This window comes from Flagellimonas zhangzhouensis (assembly GCF_900102925.1).
Classification (GTDB): domain Bacteria; phylum Bacteroidota; class Bacteroidia; order Flavobacteriales; family Flavobacteriaceae; genus Flagellimonas; species Flagellimonas zhangzhouensis.
Map to the genome: position 1 here is coordinate 658,969 of NZ_FNKI01000002.1, position 18,307 is coordinate 677,275.

13 protein-coding genes are annotated in these 18,307 nt (G+C 40.6%); 11 read left to right on the top strand and 2 right to left on the bottom strand.

Annotated features, from left to right (window positions below; genetic code table 11):
• Nucleotides 1-51 precede the first annotated feature (51 nt).
• The 7 genes from BLQ18_RS09860 (at nt 52) to BLQ18_RS09890 (ending at nt 9,580) form a co-directional block, all read left to right on the top strand.
• The gene (locus BLQ18_RS09860; protein WP_313790835.1) at nt 52-609 is read left to right on the top strand and encodes a helix-turn-helix domain-containing protein; all 558 of its coding nucleotides are present in this window, start codon (nt 52-54) and stop codon (nt 607-609) included.
• Between the two features lie 204 nt (nt 610-813).
• Nucleotides 814-1,038, top strand: coding sequence for a heavy-metal-associated domain-containing protein (locus BLQ18_RS09865; RefSeq protein WP_090294903.1), 225 nt, complete (start codon nt 814-816; stop codon nt 1,036-1,038).
• A 303-nt stretch (nt 1,039-1,341) separates the two neighbouring features.
• A complete protein-coding gene (locus tag BLQ18_RS09870) occupies nt 1,342-1,713 on the top strand; it encodes a DUF305 domain-containing protein (RefSeq protein WP_225604822.1) in 372 nt (123 codons plus the stop codon).
• 297 nt (nt 1,714-2,010) lie between these two features.
• A complete protein-coding gene (locus tag BLQ18_RS09875) occupies nt 2,011-4,269 on the top strand; it encodes a heavy metal translocating P-type ATPase (RefSeq protein ID WP_090294906.1) in 2,259 nt (752 codons plus the stop codon).
• Between the two features lie 27 nt (nt 4,270-4,296).
• Nucleotides 4,297-4,506, top strand: coding sequence for a heavy-metal-associated domain-containing protein (locus BLQ18_RS09880; RefSeq protein WP_090297511.1), 210 nt, complete (start codon nt 4,297-4,299; stop codon nt 4,504-4,506).
• 836 nt (nt 4,507-5,342) lie between these two features.
• Nucleotides 5,343-6,386 carry an MBL fold metallo-hydrolase gene (locus tag BLQ18_RS09885; RefSeq protein ID WP_245668102.1) on the top strand — a complete coding sequence of 348 codons (1,044 nt, stop codon included), beginning with the start codon at nt 5,343-5,345 and terminating at the stop codon, nt 6,384-6,386.
• Nucleotides 6,387-6,565: 179 nt separating this feature from the next.
• The gene (locus tag BLQ18_RS09890) at nt 6,566-9,580 is read left to right on the top strand and encodes a WD40/YVTN/BNR-like repeat-containing protein (protein WP_090294912.1); all 3,015 of its coding nucleotides are present in this window, start codon (nt 6,566-6,568) and stop codon (nt 9,578-9,580) included.
• Nucleotides 9,581-9,615: 35 nt separating this feature from the next.
• Here BLQ18_RS09890 and BLQ18_RS09895 read toward each other — a convergent pair whose 3' ends face one another.
• Together BLQ18_RS09895 and BLQ18_RS09900 are read right to left on the bottom strand one after the other, a co-directional pair.
• A complete protein-coding gene (locus tag BLQ18_RS09895; protein ID WP_090294914.1) occupies nt 9,616-9,831 on the bottom strand; it encodes a hypothetical protein in 216 nt (71 codons plus the stop codon).
• Between the two features lie 6 nt (nt 9,832-9,837).
• The gene (locus BLQ18_RS09900) at nt 9,838-10,335 is read right to left on the bottom strand and encodes a DinB family protein (protein WP_090294917.1); all 498 of its coding nucleotides are present in this window, start codon (nt 10,333-10,335) and stop codon (nt 9,838-9,840) included.
• Between the two features lie 275 nt (nt 10,336-10,610).
• On the opposite strand from BLQ18_RS09900, the gene BLQ18_RS09905 reads away from it, so the two are divergent.
• The 4 genes from BLQ18_RS09905 (at nt 10,611) to BLQ18_RS09920 (ending at nt 18,307) form a co-directional block, all read left to right on the top strand.
• Nucleotides 10,611-11,573: a helix-turn-helix transcriptional regulator gene (locus BLQ18_RS09905; protein ID WP_245668129.1), complete on the top strand. Its 963-nt coding sequence runs from the start codon at nt 10,611-10,613 to the stop codon at nt 11,571-11,573.
• A 2-nt stretch (nt 11,574-11,575) separates the two neighbouring features.
• Nucleotides 11,576-12,199, top strand: a complete 624-nt coding sequence (locus BLQ18_RS09910; RefSeq protein ID WP_090294922.1) for an alpha-ketoglutarate-dependent dioxygenase AlkB family protein — start codon at nt 11,576-11,578, stop codon at nt 12,197-12,199.
• Between the two features lie 82 nt (nt 12,200-12,281).
• Complete coding sequence (locus BLQ18_RS09915; RefSeq protein WP_090294924.1) at nt 12,282-15,035, top strand: Two component regulator three Y domain-containing protein; 2,754 nt, start codon at nt 12,282-12,284, stop codon at nt 15,033-15,035.
• Between the two features lie 233 nt (nt 15,036-15,268).
• Nucleotides 15,269-18,307, top strand: coding sequence for a SusC/RagA family TonB-linked outer membrane protein (locus BLQ18_RS09920; RefSeq protein WP_090294926.1), 3,039 nt, complete (start codon nt 15,269-15,271; stop codon nt 18,305-18,307).

An 18,307-nucleotide genomic window follows, 5' to 3' on the forward strand; every position in this document is an offset into this window, starting at 1 on the left:
TGTGGAAATTCACTGCATGATATGGAAGTTGGGTCCAGTAAATCGAAAGATGTGTTGTACATCAAAAACATGGTCTGTCCGAGATGCATCATGGCCGTCAAAGGTATTTTGGACGATGAGGGCATTCCCTATATGAATGTGTCGTTGGGTGAAATAACCCTCAATGGGAAAATCACGCCTGAAAAACGGGAAGGTCTCAACGAACGACTTGAGAAAATTGGATTTACGATCATCAACGATCGTAAAGGTCAGTTGATAGAACAGATCAAAAACCTAGTGATTGAGGCGATACACTACACCGGACCCATGGAAAAGGTCAAATGGCCCGAATACCTTTCCGATGGATTGCATCTTGACTATAAGTATCTTAGTTCGCTGTTTTCCGCGGTGGAAAGCATTACCTTGGAGCAATATATCATCAACCAAAAGATTGAAAAGATCAAAGAGTTTCTTGTTTATGACGAATTGGGCTTAAAGGAAATAGCGTTTCAATTGGACTATAGCAGCGTTGCCTATTTAAGCAACCAATTTAAAAAAGTAACTGGAATGACACCTACACAATTTAAGAAAAGTGCCATTCAAAATAGAATATCGCTTGATGATATTTAACCTCTACCATTAAGGGCGCAATACCTTTCCAAGGAACCAGCTTCCTAAACGCTATTTAAAAAACATCTTTCTTCGCAAATGGGTCAAGGTTTGTTTTTTTTCAAACAATGCCCTTATACAGAAAGTGTTACTTTTCCCATACGTGTTGGAACCAACATTGTTGATTCTATGTGTAAAATTGTTAAAATATAAAATCATCACAACATGAAAAGAAGATACCAAATAGAAGGAATGACTTGTGATGGCTGTAGGGGGCACGTTGAAGAAGCTCTTTTCAATGTGGCCGGTGTAGCCGATGTAGCGGTCAATCTAAAAAACGCAGAAGCTACAGTGGAGTCGCAATTTGAGGTCCCCCTTGAAAATCTACAAAAGGCATTGGAAAATAACGGAGGTCAATATAAAATACAAGCGATGAGCAAAGCCAATTGAACCAATATATGATAACTGGGACAGGTAAATTGTCAGGCCTACAATTGGAATGGAACAATACAATAATCGAAAGTCAAGGAATAATCACAATAACCAGATAAAATTTGCACAATGGAAGATAGTCAAAGGAAATCCAATAATTATTTAAAGTTTTTTGCGATGATTGGCACCTCAATGGTCGCCATGTTTTTTTTAATGTACACCCACTCATATCAAATCATTGATCATTTTTGGTATAGTGAGACTAGATTTTTCATGACTTTGATAATGGGGGGATCGATGATCATTATTATGCTGCTATATATGCTACAGATGTATAAAGACCGACGCAAGAACATGTCAATTTTAGCCTTGGGTGTTTTGTTGATTGCAGGTGGGATATGGCTGGTCAGGAGTCAGGTTACCGTTTCAGGAGTCGACTACATGGAAGGAATGATACCCCATCATTCCATTGCTATTTTGACCAGTGAACGTTCTCAAATAAAAGATGTCAGGGTACGTGAGCTTGCCAATGAAATTATCAAGGCACAACGCAGGGAGATAATGGAAATGCAATGGTTGATAAACGACATCAAGGAAAATGGAATAGTGGAAACCGAAGCTGGGAAAGAAAAGCGGCCTATTCCTAAATTCGAGGGATCGCTTAGCGAAGAAACAAAGAATCTGGCCGAATGAGAGGCGATTACTTACTACCAATGCTTTCGTTTTGCCCCAAGTTCACTACAATGGTTTGTCCTATCGAATATATTCTAAACTGATCGGGGCAAATTCTCCAAAAAAGATTGACGTGGGCGAACCTGATCTCATAGATGTTGCCGAATTCTAAAAACCACTCACCAATTAAGGTTAAGTACTTGACGAAGAAAGGTAAAGGTTGATTTTTCGGAAAATTCTACAACTCTTTCAGTAAATAACGTAACAGTGCATTTTAGGTCTATTCTGAAATTTGTACCATACAAATCGGAGTAGAAAATGGATGCAATCGATATTATTGAGGACACCGAAAGGAAACCGAAGACGGTGTCAAAAAAATCTTTCCCGGTCACTGGAATGACCTGTGCTGCCTGTGCATCCAGCGTGGAATCCATGCTGGGCCATACGGAAGGGGTCTACAATGCCAGTGTCAACTTTGCCAATAGTACGGTCCTTGTGGAGTATGACAGTGCTATGGACCTAAGCGATCTTCAAAATGCGGTACGTCAAATCGGTTATGATATAATTGTGGATGCCGAGGATCCTACCGAAGTACAGGAAGAGCTTTCGAAAAAGCATTATGTATCCATAAAAAAGCGAACCCTTTGGTCCGCTATTTTGACACTTCCCATTTTCCTTCTGGGGATGTTTTTTATGGATTGGGTCCTGGGTAGGTGGATTTCGTTGGTACTTGCCGTTCCTATCCTGTTCTGGTTTGGCCGAAGTTTTTTCATAAATGCCCTCAAACAGGCCAGATTCGGTAAGGCCAATATGGATACCTTGGTCGCACTCAGTACGGGCATTGCCTTTTTGTTCAGTGCATTCAATACCTTTTTTCCTGAATTTTGGCTCAGTAAAGGCATGGAACCCCATGTATATTATGAGGCGGCCACAGTGATCATCACCTTTATTTCATTGGGGAAATTATTGGAAGAAAAGGCGAAATCAAATACATCCTCCGCCATAAAGAAATTGATGGGGTTGCAGCCCAAGACCTTAAAGGTGATAGAAGATGGGGAGGAAAGGGAAATCTCTATTTCTTCGGTCAAGGTAGGTCAAACGATATTGGTCAGACCGGGAGAGAAAATCCCTGTGGATGGAACAGTGTCCAAAGGAAGTTCCTATGTTGATGAAAGTATGATCACGGGCGAACCCGTCCCTGTAGAAAAGACAAAGGGTGAAAAAGTTTTTGCCGGTACCGTAAACCAAAAAGGAAGCTTTCAGTTTGTAGCTGACCGGGTGGGAGGGGAGACCCTTTTGTCCCAGATCATCAAGATGGTGCAGGAAGCACAGGGGAGCAAGGCGCCCGTACAAAAATTGGTGGACAGGATTGCCGGTATTTTTGTTCCCGTGGTAATGACGATTTCAGTGGTGACATTTATCACCTGGATGTTCCTGGGAGGTGAGGACGCTTTTACCCATGCACTGTTGACCGCAGTTGCCGTATTGGTAATAGCTTGTCCTTGTGCGCTGGGTTTGGCAACCCCCACGGCCATCATGGTGGGAATCGGCAAGGGGGCCGAACACAATATCCTCATCAAAGATGCGGAAAGTTTGGAGTTGGGTTACAAAGTAAATGCCATTGTCCTGGATAAAACGGGAACCATAACAGAAGGAAAGCCAGTGGTGACCGATATGGTCTTTGCGGACCATGTGACCGATCACAGGGGCCTGGAGCAAATTTTATATGCCATGGAAGGACAGTCCGAACATCCCTTGGCTGAAGCCGTGGTCTCCTTTTTAAAAAATAGAAAGGTAAATCCGATCGAAATTTTGAACTTCAATAGTATTACAGGAAAAGGTGTTCGAGCTGAGGCATTGGATGGAACCCAATACCTTGTGGGCAATCATAAGTTGATGGTCGAAAAAGGAATCGCCATGGATGACAACCTGGGGCACATGGTCGAAGGGTTAGAGCAGGAGGCCAAAACGGTCATATACTTTGGCGGTGGAGGCAAGGTAAAGGCGATTTTGGCCATTATGGATAGCATAAAAAAGTCCTCAAAGGAAGCCATACGGGAAATGCAGGGGAATGGTATGGAAGTTTACATGATGACCGGTGATAACAAGATGACAGCCGAAGCCGTATCACAACAGGTGGGTATCAAAAGCTATGAAGCCGAAGTGCTCCCATCAGAGAAAGCTGATTTTGTAAAAAGTCTTCAAGAAAGTGGAAAGGTGGTCGCCATGGTGGGCGATGGTATCAATGATTCGCAGGCACTTGCCCAAGCAGATGTCAGCATCGCCATGGGCAAAGGGTCCGACATAGCCATGGATGTCGCGAAAATGACCCTGATCACCTCTGATTTAAATGCGATTCCCAAAGCGCTGAAGCTCTCCCATAAGACCGTTATAGGTATAAGACAAAATCTTTTTTGGGCCTTTATATACAATATCATTGGAATTCCTATAGCTGCAGGGCTGCTGTATCCGATCAATGGATTTTTGTTGGACCCGATGATAGCTGGTGCCGCTATGGCCTTTAGCAGTGTATCGGTCGTATTGAACAGTTTGAGGCTTAAAACGATTAAACTATAGTAATTTTCTAATTTAAAATCGATGAACATGAGTACATTACAATTCAAATCAAATATTAAGTGCAGTGGGTGTGCCAATACCGTAAAACCATTTTTGGATAAGGTGGATGGCGTGACCGATTGGTCTGTAGACTTTGCTTCCCAAGACAAATTGTTGATCGTACAGACCACAAGTGCCACGGAAGAGGAAATCACTTCTGCCGTTGAATCGGCTGGATATCATTTGACCAAGAAATAAAAGGAACGTCCAGAAGAATATATTAAAAGGTTCGAATAGGATTGGGGGTTACCTTAATCCTATTCGGGTTGTATAAGTTTATTGGATTTTTCTACACAACTTCGGTATAGGCATGGTCATTGGTAGTATTGAAAACATCACAAGATTCAGGTATCACTGCAATCAAAATCTCTAAACTCGATCGTGTCCATCATGTAAGGTGGACCAGTAATGGCTTGGCTGGAACACCGGTGGCAAAAATCTAAATCTTGTAATTTATACGGCTAGGTTAAAATTGACAATCAAAGTTCTTATTATATCTGCTTGTCGATAGGCCGAATAGATGCTTAACTTGTTTGTGATGAGCTTTTGAACTCACAAAAATTCCTTTGTCTATTTTGATTTAAAATTAAATAAAACAAGATGGTGTGGTTTGATTTTAAATATCGATATTTACGTTGTGAAAATCATTATTTCACACGAAGATGTCCTATGGGATGTCCTATTTTGGGAAAATCGACATAATATTCTGGATATTAATGGGTTAGCACCTCGTCAAGAGGTCAGTCATCCCGACAAGTTAAAATCAAAAGCTCCAAAAGAAAGGTAATTTTCTTCAAGGAGCTTTTTTGTTTTTTGGCGATTTGAAAAGATACCTTAAGGGTGCATGGAATACTTTTCAAGTAATTCGGGTAACTTTATCCGTAATTCTGGTATTCAAAATAGGTGTTTTCCAACCGTTATTTGTAATGTGAAACCAGCATTGGTTCAATAGGTACATAAAAACGTCCATGCGAATATTCAAACGACTACTTAAAGTTTTACTGGGATTAATTCTATTAATTGCTGTTGCTACAATGATAATCTTGAATCAAGCCAAATTTGGCCAAGCTCCTAAAGGAGAACGATTGGAACGCATAAAAAAATCCCCTAACTATCAAAATGGGGAATTCAAAAACCTGAGCGAGACTTCGGTTATGACTTCTGACAAAAGTAGTTTCGGAACCATGATGGATTTTATGTTCTCCAAAAAGGTGAACGTTACTCCAAAAAGCAAAATTCTAGCCATAAAGACCAATGTCAAGGAAATCGACCAAGCAGAAGATGTTTTGGTCTGGTTTGGTCATTCATCCTATTTTATAAGAAAGGATGGCGTAACTTTTTTGGTCGATCCAGTTTTTAGCAACTATGCCTCGCCCTTTTCTTTTGTGAACAAAGCATTTAAGGGAACCGATATTTATGATAGCAGTGACCTTCCAGAAATTGATTATTTGATCATTTCCCACGACCATTGGGACCATTTGGACTATCCGACTATTCTTGAATTAAAGTCAAAAGTGGGTCAAGTAATCTGTGGACTTGGGGTTGGACAGCATTTTGAATATTGGGGATACGAGCAATCCATGATTATGGAATTGGATTGGCATGACAAAGAAGTTTTACAGGAAGCCGTGGAAATTACGGCAACGCCAGCACGTCATTTTTCGGGACGGGGATTAAAACGAAACAAAACCCTTTGGACTTCTTATGCCTTGAAGATAAACGAGTATAATTTATACATTGGCGGTGATGGGGGATACGATACTTTTTTTACCGAGATAGGTGAGAAGTATGGACCTTTTGACTTAGCCATTTTAGAGCAAGGACAATACAGCGAAAATTGGAATCAAATCCACTTATTGCCAAGGCAGGTTTTCGAATCTGCGGAACAATTAAGAGCATCACGGATTTTTCCAGTACACAATTCTAAATTTGCCTTGTCCAGTCATCCTTGGGATGAGCCTTTGGATGAAATCATAGAAAACAATGTGAAGAATATTCCTGTGATGACCCCTGTAATTGGTGAAATTGTTCGGTTGAATGATAGTACCCAAACATTTTCCCAGTGGTGGCAGAAGTAATTGCCAATTACATGAATTAAAGTAGTTGTTTTCGAATTCCACGGATATCAACCAATTAAGCCGTGAAAAGTCGCAATTAAGTAATGCTCTATTGCCAAGAATACAAAACAGTCCGTTTCAATTTTAAATTGGGTAAGTATTTAGTAGATTTGAGGGAAACCAAACTACATAACTAACTCATGAAATTTAAACTTCAATTTTATCAAATTCTTTTATCATTTTTTATAACGGTAGGAGCATTGGCGCAAGATTTGGAAGCGCTTCAATATCGTACCATCGGACCCGCTAGGGGAGGTCGAGTTACCACCGTAACTGGAACCCCTGCGTTACCTGGAACCTTTTATTTAGGTGCTTCAGGAGGTGGTGTTTGGAAAACAGATGACTACGGAACCTCTTGGAACAATATTTCCGACGGATTTTTCAAAACCCCATCCATAGGAGCTATCGAAGTGGCTTTGGACGACCCTAATATCGTTTATATAGGAACAGGTTCCGACGGAATCCGTAGTAACATTATCGAAGGTAAGGGCATGTACAAATCCATCGATGGCGGTGAAACTTGGGAACATATCGGATTGGAAAATGTAGGACAGATCGGTGCTGTAGAAATTGATCCCACCAACAATAATATTGTTTGGGTTGCTGCTATTGGAAACGCGTTTAAATCCAACGAAGATCGAGGTATATATAAAACCACAGATGGCGGAGCCACTTGGGAAAAAGTATTGTTTGTTTCCAACGAAGTAGGTTTTGCCGATTTGGAATTATTGCCAGGTAATCCAAATGTAGTATATGCTGCTGCTTGGAAAGCACGCAGAACTCCTTGGACCATCGATTCTGGTGGTGAAAATAAAGATGGAGGAATCTACAAATCTGTAAATGGAGGTAAAGACTGGACCAAACTTTCTGAAGGTTTGCCAACAGGATTGATCGGTAAGATTGATTTGGCTGTTTCTGCCGTGGATTCCAAAATTTTGTATGCTGTTGTTGAAGCACCTGGAGATGATAGAGGACTATACAAATCCATAGATCAAGGAAAGTCTTTTACCCATGTTTCCGACGATGAAAGATTGGTTAACAGACCATTTTACTACACAAACATAGAATTGGACCCAACGAATCCAGATATTATTTTCTCCAATGCGAACCCGTTGATCAAATCTATAGATGGAGGGAAAACATGGAGACGTATGAGTGTGCCCCATGGCGATAACCACGATATTTGGTTAAATCCGAACAATCCCGATTTATTAATCCAATGTAATGATGGTGGGGCAAACGTTTCCCATAATGGCGGTGAAACCTGGTCTTCCCAATTCAATCAACCAACAGCAGAAATTTACCAAGTAGCGGTGGATGATCAATATCCTTATTGGGTATATGGTGCACAACAGGATAATACTACCATTGCCATCCCAAGTAAAGCGCCAACGGCATCAAACCCAGCGAATGGAAGTGTAATGATGAGCACAGGTGGTTGTGAAACAGGACCAACAATTCCAATGCCAGGAAACCACTACATGGTTTACAATAATTGTAAAGGTCGTTTCAGTGTCTACAGTAAAAAAACAGGATTAAGTCGTGAATATTCGATTGGAGCCACCAATATTTATGGGCACAATCCAAAAGATTTAAAATACAGATTTCAGCGTGTTGCCCCTATTCATGTTTCACCTTGGGATCCAGAAGTGGTTTACATGGGCTCCCAATTTTTGCACAAGACCAAAAATGGAGGTCAAGTTTGGGAAATTATCTCTCCAGATCTAACAGCGAATGAGCCAGACAAACAGGTGATTTCAGGAAATCCAATTACAAGGGATATCACTGGTGAAGAATATTACAGCACCCTGTATTCCATTCGTGAGTCTAAAATCACCCAAGGATTGATTTGGACAGGTTCCAATGATGGAATTATCTCTGTAACCAAAGATGGTGGAAAAACTTGGGAGAATGTTACCCCGAAAAAATTACCAAAAGGTGGAAGGGTAGAATCTGTGGAGCCTTCACAATTTGATCCAGCAACTGCCTATATCGCAGTAGAGCGTCACTTATTGGGGGATACAACTCCTTATTTTTATAAAACCAATGATTACGGTAAAAATTGGACCTTGATCAGCACAGAATCCAACGGTATTCCATCTGATCATTTTGCAAGGGTTCTTCGTGAAGACCCAGTTCGTAAGGGACTTTTGTATGCAGGTACCGAGTACGGAATGTTTGTTTCTTTTGATGATGGAAAATCGTGGAAAAAGTTCCAACAAAACCTTCCATTGGTTCCAATTACGGACGTTATCTTATTCCGAGGAGACTTGATCTTGAGTACCATGGGACGTGGTTTCTGGATTTTGGACAATATTTCAGCTTTGCAAGATGAAAATATTTCTAGTTTGGGAGATTCTCCAGTGCTTTTCAAACCAGATAACACCATTCGTTACAGAACACCTTGGTATGGTAGTGATTACCCAAATTATCCAGCCACAAGCGTAACCATTGACTATTACTTGCCAGAGGAAACTAAAGATGGTGTTGCCTTGGAGATTTTAAACAGCAGCAATGAAGTAGTGGCAAAAATTGTTAGCGATTCTACCCAATTGAATTCAACCACCGAAAAAGTGGAAGATATGGGCTTGAGTATGAATTTTGTGTACATCGACAAAAAGTTGGAAACCAAAAAAGGACTCAATCGATTTGAATGGAACTTGAGAGCAAAGGGAGCTTGGGACAAAAACAAGAACAGACGCTTCAGAAACGGTCCAATGGTTCCTCCAGGAAGCTACAAAGCAAAACTGACCGTGGGCGAACAGTCTTTTGAGAAGCCTTTTGACGTAGTAATTGACCCAAGATTGGCCGAAGATGGCGTTACCGAAGCTGATATTTTGGAACAGCAAGAATTACATGGAAAAGTAATGGATTTACTTTCCGAAGCACGTAAATACCAAGATAAATTGGAAACTGAAATCAAGAAATTGAAAAAGAGCAAGATTGGCGAGGCTAAATTAGAAGCCTATGAATCTGCGCTAAAACAATTGAAGAATGAAGATGGTGCATATCCTCAAAATATGATGGTATCCCAAATTTCATACTTATATAATATTATGGGCAGTAGCGATAAGGTGCTCGGTCAAGAAGAAAAAGACCGATACCAAGAATTGCTGACCCAATTCAATGAGCTGAAACAAAAAACAGGTCTTTAATTTAAAAAGTCCCCTTTTAAAAGGGGGCTTTTTGTTTATTGTAGTTCTTCACATCTAAAACCTTCGCTTTTTAAAAGCGAAACAATTATTGGAGCATTAAGGTTTTGGGTTTCCACCCTGAGGATGTTGTCGCAATCCTCAAGGTCAAAATTCCAGCACCCATTGTGGTCTATCAAACCATTTAATGAAGGACGAAGCTTTTTTACTTCGCCCTTGCGTTCAACAGAAGTTTTAAATACATGTACTATCATCCTATTTTAAGCTCGGTCGTAAAAAAATGGAGGTTCAATATCCAAAGCACGCAAGTATACATACCCTTGGGCGCGGTGGTGAATTTCATTGTCCACAAAATATTGAAGATTGGATAGCACAGATCCTTCATATTGCCCAAAAAGCTTTATGATTTCTTGGAATCGTTCAATGCTGAGTTTGCTCCATAATTGATTGATTTCTTCCGTGTCTTTATCCCATTTTTCCAAAAATTCGGCTTTTGTGCTTCCATAATCCCTGTGTTCGTTAAATTCAGAAGCTGTACCAGATACGATTTCGGATAATCCAGGAACAGCAATGGCTAATAATTCCTTTACCATTTCGGAAAAAGGGCGCATCCCACCGATACTATAATTGAAAAACTCTCTTTCTGGAAAGGCTTCAATCACCTTTTTAGTTAATCTTCGGTGTCCTTGATAATGCTCCAAAAATTGCTCTGGACTCATGACTTGGGCTGTTGTTTGTTCATTGATGGTCTTTTCCATTTGATTGTGATTTTAAGATTTATTGTTTCTGAAATCAAAATTAAAAGGGGTGTGTGACAGCCCCGTGTCAGTAGCAAAAAATGAAATCAAAAAAAATTTTGTTGACAATCCCTTGTCATAAGGCGACCATAGCTTTGTTGTCAGGTCGAGCGCCCGCCTGCCGGACGGACAGGCAGTCGAGATCAATTAATCAATTAAGATAAAGTAATATGAGCTGGAAAACACCTCCCATCCTTGGATTGAAATCCTATCTTTGGGAGATAGCTCACGCGATTATGGGAATGGATACCGTAAAACGTTTTGATAGGATTGTTGCCATTTTAATTCAGCTACAGACCAAGCGGATTATAAAGGCACAGGAACTCGCAGACCGATTTGATGTGAGCTTGCGCACTATTTATCGGGATATTCGAACTTTGGAAGCATCAGGTGTGCCCATTGTGAGCGAAGCAGGAATTGGTTATTCCATTATGGAGGGTTATCGATTGCCCCCCGTCATGTTTACCCGCGAAGAAGCAGGAAGTTTTGTGGCTGCAGAAAAGTTGATGCAGCAATTCACCGATAAATCCCTAGGGTCTTATTACGAATCGGCCATGTTCAAATTAAAGTCCGTGCTTCGTGGGAGTGAAAAGGATTGGGTAGAGGCATTGGAATCACAAGTTTCCATTATTTCAGGACAAGTATTGTTTAATGATGAGGTGCCCAATGCCTTGGAGATATTGTTCGAGAGCATCGCAGAGCGAAAGCAGGTGTTCTTAAGATACGAATCCTTACGGGAAGAAAACCCATCCGAACGAAGCATAGAACCCGTAGGTCTATTTAATGAAAATGGGTATTGGTATATTTTGGGGTATTGCCATTTGCGAACAGATTATAGGCATTTCCGAACCGATAGGATTCAACAAATAACAAGAACATCGAAAGACTTTATGTTGGAGCACGGCACCATGGATGAGCATCGGAGCAAGAAAGAGGCGGTTGCCAAGACCAAAGTGAAAATAGTGGTGGATAAAACGGTTTCAAAATACATCCATGGTCAAACAAGGCATTACGGATTGATTTCAGAGGAAGTAAAAGGCAAGGAAGTAGAAATGACCTTTATGACCGATGATTGGAAAAATGGATTTGCCCGATGGTTCATCATGTTTGGTGATTATGCCAAAATTATTGAACCAGACTTTTTAAAGGAGCGCGTAGCGGAAATATTGACGAAAAGTCAAGAAATGCTTTCCAATTAAAAATGGATTTGTTCAGCAATCAAATAGAGCCAAATCAAAATCTATTGCCCAAAGACGGCGTTGTAAATTATTTTGGTCCAATTTTAAATCAACCCGAAGCTGACCATTACTTTCATCAACTATTGGACACCATTCCATGGGAAAACGATGTGCTTGTTATGTTTGGTAAGCGTATTGAAACCAAACGCAAGGTGGCTTGGTTTGGGGACAAACCTTTTGCCTATACCTATTCCAATAGCACCAAAAGAGCACTGTATTGGACCCCCGAGCTTCTGGAATTAAAACAACTCACCGAAAAATTGACCACTACCACCTATAATTCGTGCTTGCTCAACCTATACCATTCAGGAGAAGAAGGAATGGGCTGGCACAGTGACGATGAAAAGGAGTTGCAGCCCAATGGAGCAATTGCATCATTAAGTTTTGGGGCAGAACGACAATTTGTGTTCAAGCACAAAACAACCAATGAAAAAGTAGCGTTGGTTTTGGATCATGGGAGTCTTTTGGTGATGAAAGGTGAGACCCAAAACTTCTGGCAGCATCGATTGCCTCCTACTAAAAAAGTGACATCACCACGAATTAATTTGACGTTTAGAACCATTACAACGGAAAACCTAGCAGAATAAGGCACTTCCTGCTTTTATATTTAGCCCAGTAGTTTTGTATATTCATTGTTTCGAAAGACCTTTATCGAACAAACTAAACAGCATGCTATTTAGGCTTTTCATTTTTGCATTTTTCATCACTTGTTTGCCAATAGTAGGTCAGCAATTATTGCCGCCCATCCAAAATTATCAACTGTTGGATTATAAGGGAGGAAGTAAAAACTGGGATGTATCGGTAAACGAAAACGGGGAGCTTTTTGCAGCCAACAATAAAGGATTGCTCCATTTTAATGGAGAGGAATGGACGTTGAACAAATTGCCCAACAATACGATTATTCGTTCCGTGGAAAGTATTGGGGATAGAGTTTATACAGGATCCTATGAAGAATTTGGATACTGGACCAAAAATGAATTCGGAGAGCTCGAGTACACTTCATTAACCCATTTAATTCAGGATCATACATTTACCAGTGAAGAATTCTGGGAGATTTTTCCATCTAAAGATGGCGAGGTAATGTTCCGTTCCTTTTCAGCAATCTATTCTTATGCCAATGATCAAATTAAAGTAATCGATCCTGATTATGTAGTTTCCGATTTTGTCGAATTCAATGGTAAATTGATTGTTGCCGCAGGATCTACTGGGCTTTATGAAGTTGTGGGAGAAACTTCTGTTCCCTTTCCCAACCAAGATTTATTAAAAGGAAAAACGGTCAACGATATGGCCGTTTACAAAGGTCAATTGTTGATTGGGACCAAATTGCACGGTTGCTTTGTGTTTGATGGAAATTCGTTAACCCCATGGTCCTCACCAGTTAATGAAGCATTAAAACAGCACCAGCTGAATAAGATTACACTTCTGGGAAATGGGATGCTTGGTTTTGGAACCATAAAAAATGGAATGTACCTGTATGATTCTACAACTGAACAATACCGTATTCTCAATCGGGAATCTGGCCTTCAAAACAATACAGTGCTGTCCACCTTGTTGTTCAAAAATCAGTTATGGCTAGGTCTGGATAACGGAATTGCAAGGGTTCGAATCAATAACCCTATCTCTTATTATACCGATTACACAGGAACCTTGGGAATGGTCTACGATATTGCTTGGTACAACGGTAAATTGTTTTTAGGGAGTAATACGGGGGTTTTTTATTTCGAAGGGAACCAACTTCAGTTTGTTGATGGCTCTCAGGGCCATGTGTGGGATTTGCAAGTAGTGGAAGGTGATTTGCTTTGCGGACATAATACGGGCACCTATAAAGTTACTGAGGATAGTTTTGAACAGGTGAGCGAAATTGCAGGAGGGTATCAAATCATTAAAGTACCTGGCCAGAATGCCGCCTATGTGCAAGGAACGTACAATGGGTTGGCAAAATTTCAAAAATTGGAGAATGGGGAGTGGAATGTCAATAAAATTCAAGGTTTTGATGCGCCAGTGAAACAATTGTGCTTTGAAACGCCTGAATTGCTTTGGGTGGCACATCCATATAAAGGGTTTTCACGCTTGCACTTATCGGAAGGTGGTTACCAAGAATTTGATAAGATTCAAGAGTTCGAGCACGAAGGGGCCCCAAGTGAGTACAATGTAAAGTTGTATAATATTAAAAACACCATTGTGCTCAATAGTGAAGGAAATTGGTTTTCTTACAATCCTATTGGTGATCGTATTGAAAAGTTTGATGAGTTTACCACTTATGAAAACAAGGAACTACTTTTTTTTGATGATGAGTATTTCTGGTTTGTGGACGAAGAGGATGAAAAAGCCATTATCCATACCAATTTAAAGGGGGATAGCTTGTTGATTACTGATTTGCCCCTACGAGAACGTTTAGCTCCCGATTCCCAGAGTGTGGTTCAAATTAATGATAGTACCTCTTATATTACCTTGACGGATGGTTTCGCCAAAATTAATGATCCACGCCTCAAACAAATAACTAATGAAGAATTGCCTGTTCCTCAGATTGTAGTGCTTTACGATGAAGATCGAAAACATTCTGTACTTGAAGAATCCATAAAAATTCCATTTCGCCATTCGGAGTCCATTACCATAGAAGTAGCCGCATCGGAGTACATTTCACCACATTATTATTATCAACTTCAGGGCCCAAAGGAATATGCCCAATATGCTGATAATGGCTTTATCAACTTTCAAAACTTGCCTTTTGGAGATTACACATTGAGAATCGCCACAGCAGGTATGGAAAATTCCATTTCTGATTACAATAGTTTAAGCTTTACTATAGCTCCACCATGGTATTTTTCTTGGGGAAGCCTTGTTTTCTATCTGGCCTTGGGTGTTTTGGCTATTTATTTGGTGAGAAGGTATAATCGAAGAAAACTCGAACGTAAGCAACGGGAATTGGAAGAACACATGCGGCAAGAACAATTGGAGCGCATGGCAAAGTTGGAAAAGGAAGAGTTGGCCAAGCAAGTACGATTAAAACAAAATGAGTTGGCAAGTACCACCTTGAATATTGCCCGTAAAAATGAAATGATATTGGAGTTGAAGAATATGCTGGTAATGAACAAGGAAAAATTTTCGAATTCGCAGCGGTATAGATCTTTCATCAAACAACTCAACAATTCAATTGAAGATACGGAAGATTGGAAACGATTTGAAGTCAATTTTAAGGAGCTTCATGAAGATTTCTTTGAGCGATTGCTGAAATCTTTCCCCTCCTTGACCCCAAAGGATCTTAAATTGTGCGCGTACCTAAAGATGAACCTTTCCACAAAAGAAATTGCCCCCTTAATGGGGATCACAATTAGGGGAGTGGAGATACATCGCTATCGTCTACGAAAAAAGTTGGATATGGACAGTTCTGAAAATTTATCCAATTTCCTTATCACATTTTAAGTGGGCTTTAAGCAGATTTCTGGTCTTAAAATAATGTTTTCACCACTACATCAATACTACATCACTATGTTAATTCTTTTTACATCAAAACCTGTTCATACTACTGCAAACTAGGCAAAACAAGGGGTTTCAGACCCTTTATAGATGATGTATTTATTATGTATTCCAACGCAAGGCCGCGGAAAGGCCTGTTTATTAATTTAGTAAAAATCTAACTCTATTTTTGCACAATTATGAAATTTAAAAGCAAACTATTGCTAATCTCGTTTTTGTTGTTTCAGGCCGTACTTTTGGCACAAAACAATATAACGATTTCGGGAACGGTGACCGACGATATGGGACAGCCGTTGCCTGGGGCAAGTGTGGTGCTTCAGGGCACTACTACAGGAATCCAAACCGATTTTGATGGTAACTATCGTTTGGAGAACATTCCAAGTAACGGAACTTTGGTGTTCAGTTACGTCGGATTTACAACACAAACCATACCTATAAATAATAGGACTACCATCGACCTCACCATGGAAGCTGATACCCAAAGTCTTGATGAAGTTGTGGTTGTGGGTTATGGTACGCAAAAGAAGGCCGACTTAACGGGATCTATTGTTACGGTGGATGCTGAGCAAATTGAAAAGACACCATCTGCCAACCCAGTGCAGGCACTTCAAGGTAAAGTGGCAGGGGTTCAAATTGTATCACCAGGTTCGCCAGGTGCTTCACCAACCGTTAGAATTCGTGGTCTTGGAACGTATTCAGATGCTACCAGTTTATTGTATGTAGTAGATGGGATGTTCTACAGCAACATTGATTTCTTGAACCCGAACGACATCAAGTCGATGAACGTACTTAAAGATGCTTCATCTTCTGCAATTTATGGGGTAAGGGCTGCTAACGGGGTGATTATCATTGAGACAAAATCTGGTGGTAAAAACAGAAAACCTCAAATTGAGTACAACGGATACACAGGTATCCAAAGGGCACAAAACGTATTGCAAATGGCAAACGCCGAGCAATTTGTTACCATGGCCGTTGAGTCTGGTTCTGCTGCCGATGTTCAATTTATATTGAACGCCATGCAACGTTACGGACGTAGCCGCATTAACCCCAATGTACCAGATGTGAATACAGATTGGTACGATGAGATCATTCGTGATGGTGTTATTCAAAACCACAGTTTAAGTGTTACTGGGGGAACCGATAACGTTTCGTATTCCATGGGTGCCAACTACTTTTCCCAAGAAGGTTTGTTGGATATGAAAAACGACTACGAAAGGTTCAATATCCGCTCCAAACTGGATATTGATGTGTTGGACAACTTAAAAATGGGAGTGAATACCGTTTTCAGTAACGCTACACAACAAACTCCAGAAAATTCAGCATGGTTCAAGGCCTATTTTGCGGTGCCCATTTTGCCAGTGTTCGATGCAATGAACACTGAGGCAACACCAACCCAATATGCCAATGCGCAAGCCTTGGGTTACAGGGGAACGCAAAACCCTTTCCCCGATATGGATTACAACGATAACAGGTTGAAGATTAGAAAGCTATTGGCAAATATTTATTTGCAGACCGATATTATTAAGGACAAACTAACCTTTAAGACCACCTATAATGTTGACTTTTCTGCCTTGGAAGAGCGCTATGTAAACCTACCTTATAATATGGGGTATGGCGACCAACGTATCTCATCCATCAACAGACGTCAGAACAACTACTTCAACCAAATTTGGGATAACGTATTGACATATACCGACACATTTGATGAAGATCACAATGTGACCGTTATGGCGGGTACCTCCTTTAGAGATGAGGCTGCCAACCAGTTTCAAGCAACAGGTAGTGACATTGCAGGTATCGATTACGAAACATCTTGGTACTTAAATTTTGCCGATCCTTTGTCTTTCAATAATAATGTAGAGGAAAACAATCGTAGAATTTACGGTCAGTCCTACTTTGGAAGAATCAACTACAACTACAAAAACAGATATCTTCTATATGGAACGTTCAGAGCGGATAGATCTTCCAAGTTCACCAAAGAACAGTGGGGTTATTTCCCATCAATTGGTGCAGGTTGGGTAGTTTCTGAAGAGCCATTTATGGAAAATGTAGGGTTCTTCGATTTCTTGAAATTGAGAGCTGCTTGGGGGCGTTTAGGTAACGATAATGTACCTGCAAGTTCAGGGACAAACACCATTTCCAACCAAACAGTTGACTTGGGTGATACCCCAAATACAGGGATTACCGCCACGAGTACTTTTACCGATTTAACTTGGGAAGTTGTAGAAGAGTTGGACTTCGGTTTCAATATGAACACATTGAACAACAGACTTTCCGTTGAAGCCGATTATTACATCAGGGATACAGAAGATGCGATTATGCCAGTGTATATTCCGATTGCAAACCAAACCGTATCTCGAAACTCAGGGGTTATTCGTAACTCAGGGGTAGAGGTGGCCCTAAATTGGAGTGATGAAATTTCTCCAGACTTCACCTATACTATCGGAGCCAATTTTACCACGGTAAAAAATGAGGCCATTGAAATAGAGGACGAAAGTGGATATATCGATTCAGGTTCTGCTGAATTTAGACAAAGAACCATGGTAGGGGAACCACTTTATGCCTTCTACGGATACGAAACCACTGGAGTTTACCAGAACCAAGCACAAATTGATGCCGATCCAGTAGCGCAAAGTGCTATTGCCGATGGACAGGACATTCAACCTGGGTATTTGATTTTCAATGATAGAAATGGTGATGGTGCCATTACCGATGAGGACAGGATGGTAATAGGATCGTTCCTTCCAAAATTCACCTATGGTGGTAACATCGGATTGAACTACAAAGACTTTGGATTCTCCATGAACTTTTATGGACAAACAGGAAACAAAATCCTGAATAGAAAACGAGGTGAGGTCATCTTTACCAACGATACCAACATGGATGCCGATTTGGCCAAAAACAGATGGCATGGTGAAGGAACTAGCAATAGCTATCCATCATCAGCAGGTCTAAGAGATAGCTGGAACCAGCGTTTGAGCAATTTCTGGGTAGAAGATGGAGCCTTCTTCAGGATCCAGAACATTCAGTTGGCCTACACCCTTCGTGGTGATAAACTAAAGGGGAATGCACCCGACTTCAAATTCACATTAACCGCAGAAAGACCGCTAACACTTTTCAATTACAACGGATTTAATCCAGAAGTGTCAGACGGGGTAGATCGCCAAACGTACCCAGTACCTGCCATCTACACCATAGGTGTTAATGTAAAACTATAA

Excerpts from the sequence above, each read along its gene's own strand:
- BLQ18_RS09905 (WP_245668129.1), top strand. The coding sequence starts at position 10,611 with ATGGGAATGGATACCGTAAAACGTTTTGATAGGATTGTTGCCATTTTA.
- BLQ18_RS09880 (WP_090297511.1), top strand. The coding sequence starts at position 4,297 with ATGAGTACATTACAATTCAAATCAAATATTAAGTGCAGTGGGTGTGCC.
- BLQ18_RS09895 (WP_090294914.1), bottom strand. The coding sequence starts at position 9,831 with ATGATAGTACATGTATTTAAAACTTCTGTTGAACGCAAGGGCGAAGTA.
- BLQ18_RS09865 (WP_090294903.1), top strand. The coding sequence starts at position 814 with ATGAAAAGAAGATACCAAATAGAAGGAATGACTTGTGATGGCTGTAGG.
- BLQ18_RS09900 (WP_090294917.1), bottom strand. The coding sequence starts at position 10,335 with ATGGAAAAGACCATCAATGAACAAACAACAGCCCAAGTCATGAGTCCA.
- BLQ18_RS09910 (WP_090294922.1), top strand. The coding sequence starts at position 11,576 with ATGGATTTGTTCAGCAATCAAATAGAGCCAAATCAAAATCTATTGCCC.
- BLQ18_RS09885 (WP_245668102.1), top strand. The coding sequence starts at position 5,343 with ATGATAATCTTGAATCAAGCCAAATTTGGCCAAGCTCCTAAAGGAGAA.
- BLQ18_RS09870 (WP_225604822.1), top strand. The coding sequence starts at position 1,342 with ATGCTACAGATGTATAAAGACCGACGCAAGAACATGTCAATTTTAGCC.
- BLQ18_RS09920 (WP_090294926.1), top strand. The coding sequence starts at position 15,269 with ATGAAATTTAAAAGCAAACTATTGCTAATCTCGTTTTTGTTGTTTCAG.
- BLQ18_RS09875 (WP_090294906.1), top strand. The coding sequence starts at position 2,011 with ATGGATGCAATCGATATTATTGAGGACACCGAAAGGAAACCGAAGACG.
- BLQ18_RS09915 (WP_090294924.1), top strand. The coding sequence starts at position 12,282 with ATGCTATTTAGGCTTTTCATTTTTGCATTTTTCATCACTTGTTTGCCA.
- BLQ18_RS09890 (WP_090294912.1), top strand. The coding sequence starts at position 6,566 with ATGAAATTTAAACTTCAATTTTATCAAATTCTTTTATCATTTTTTATA.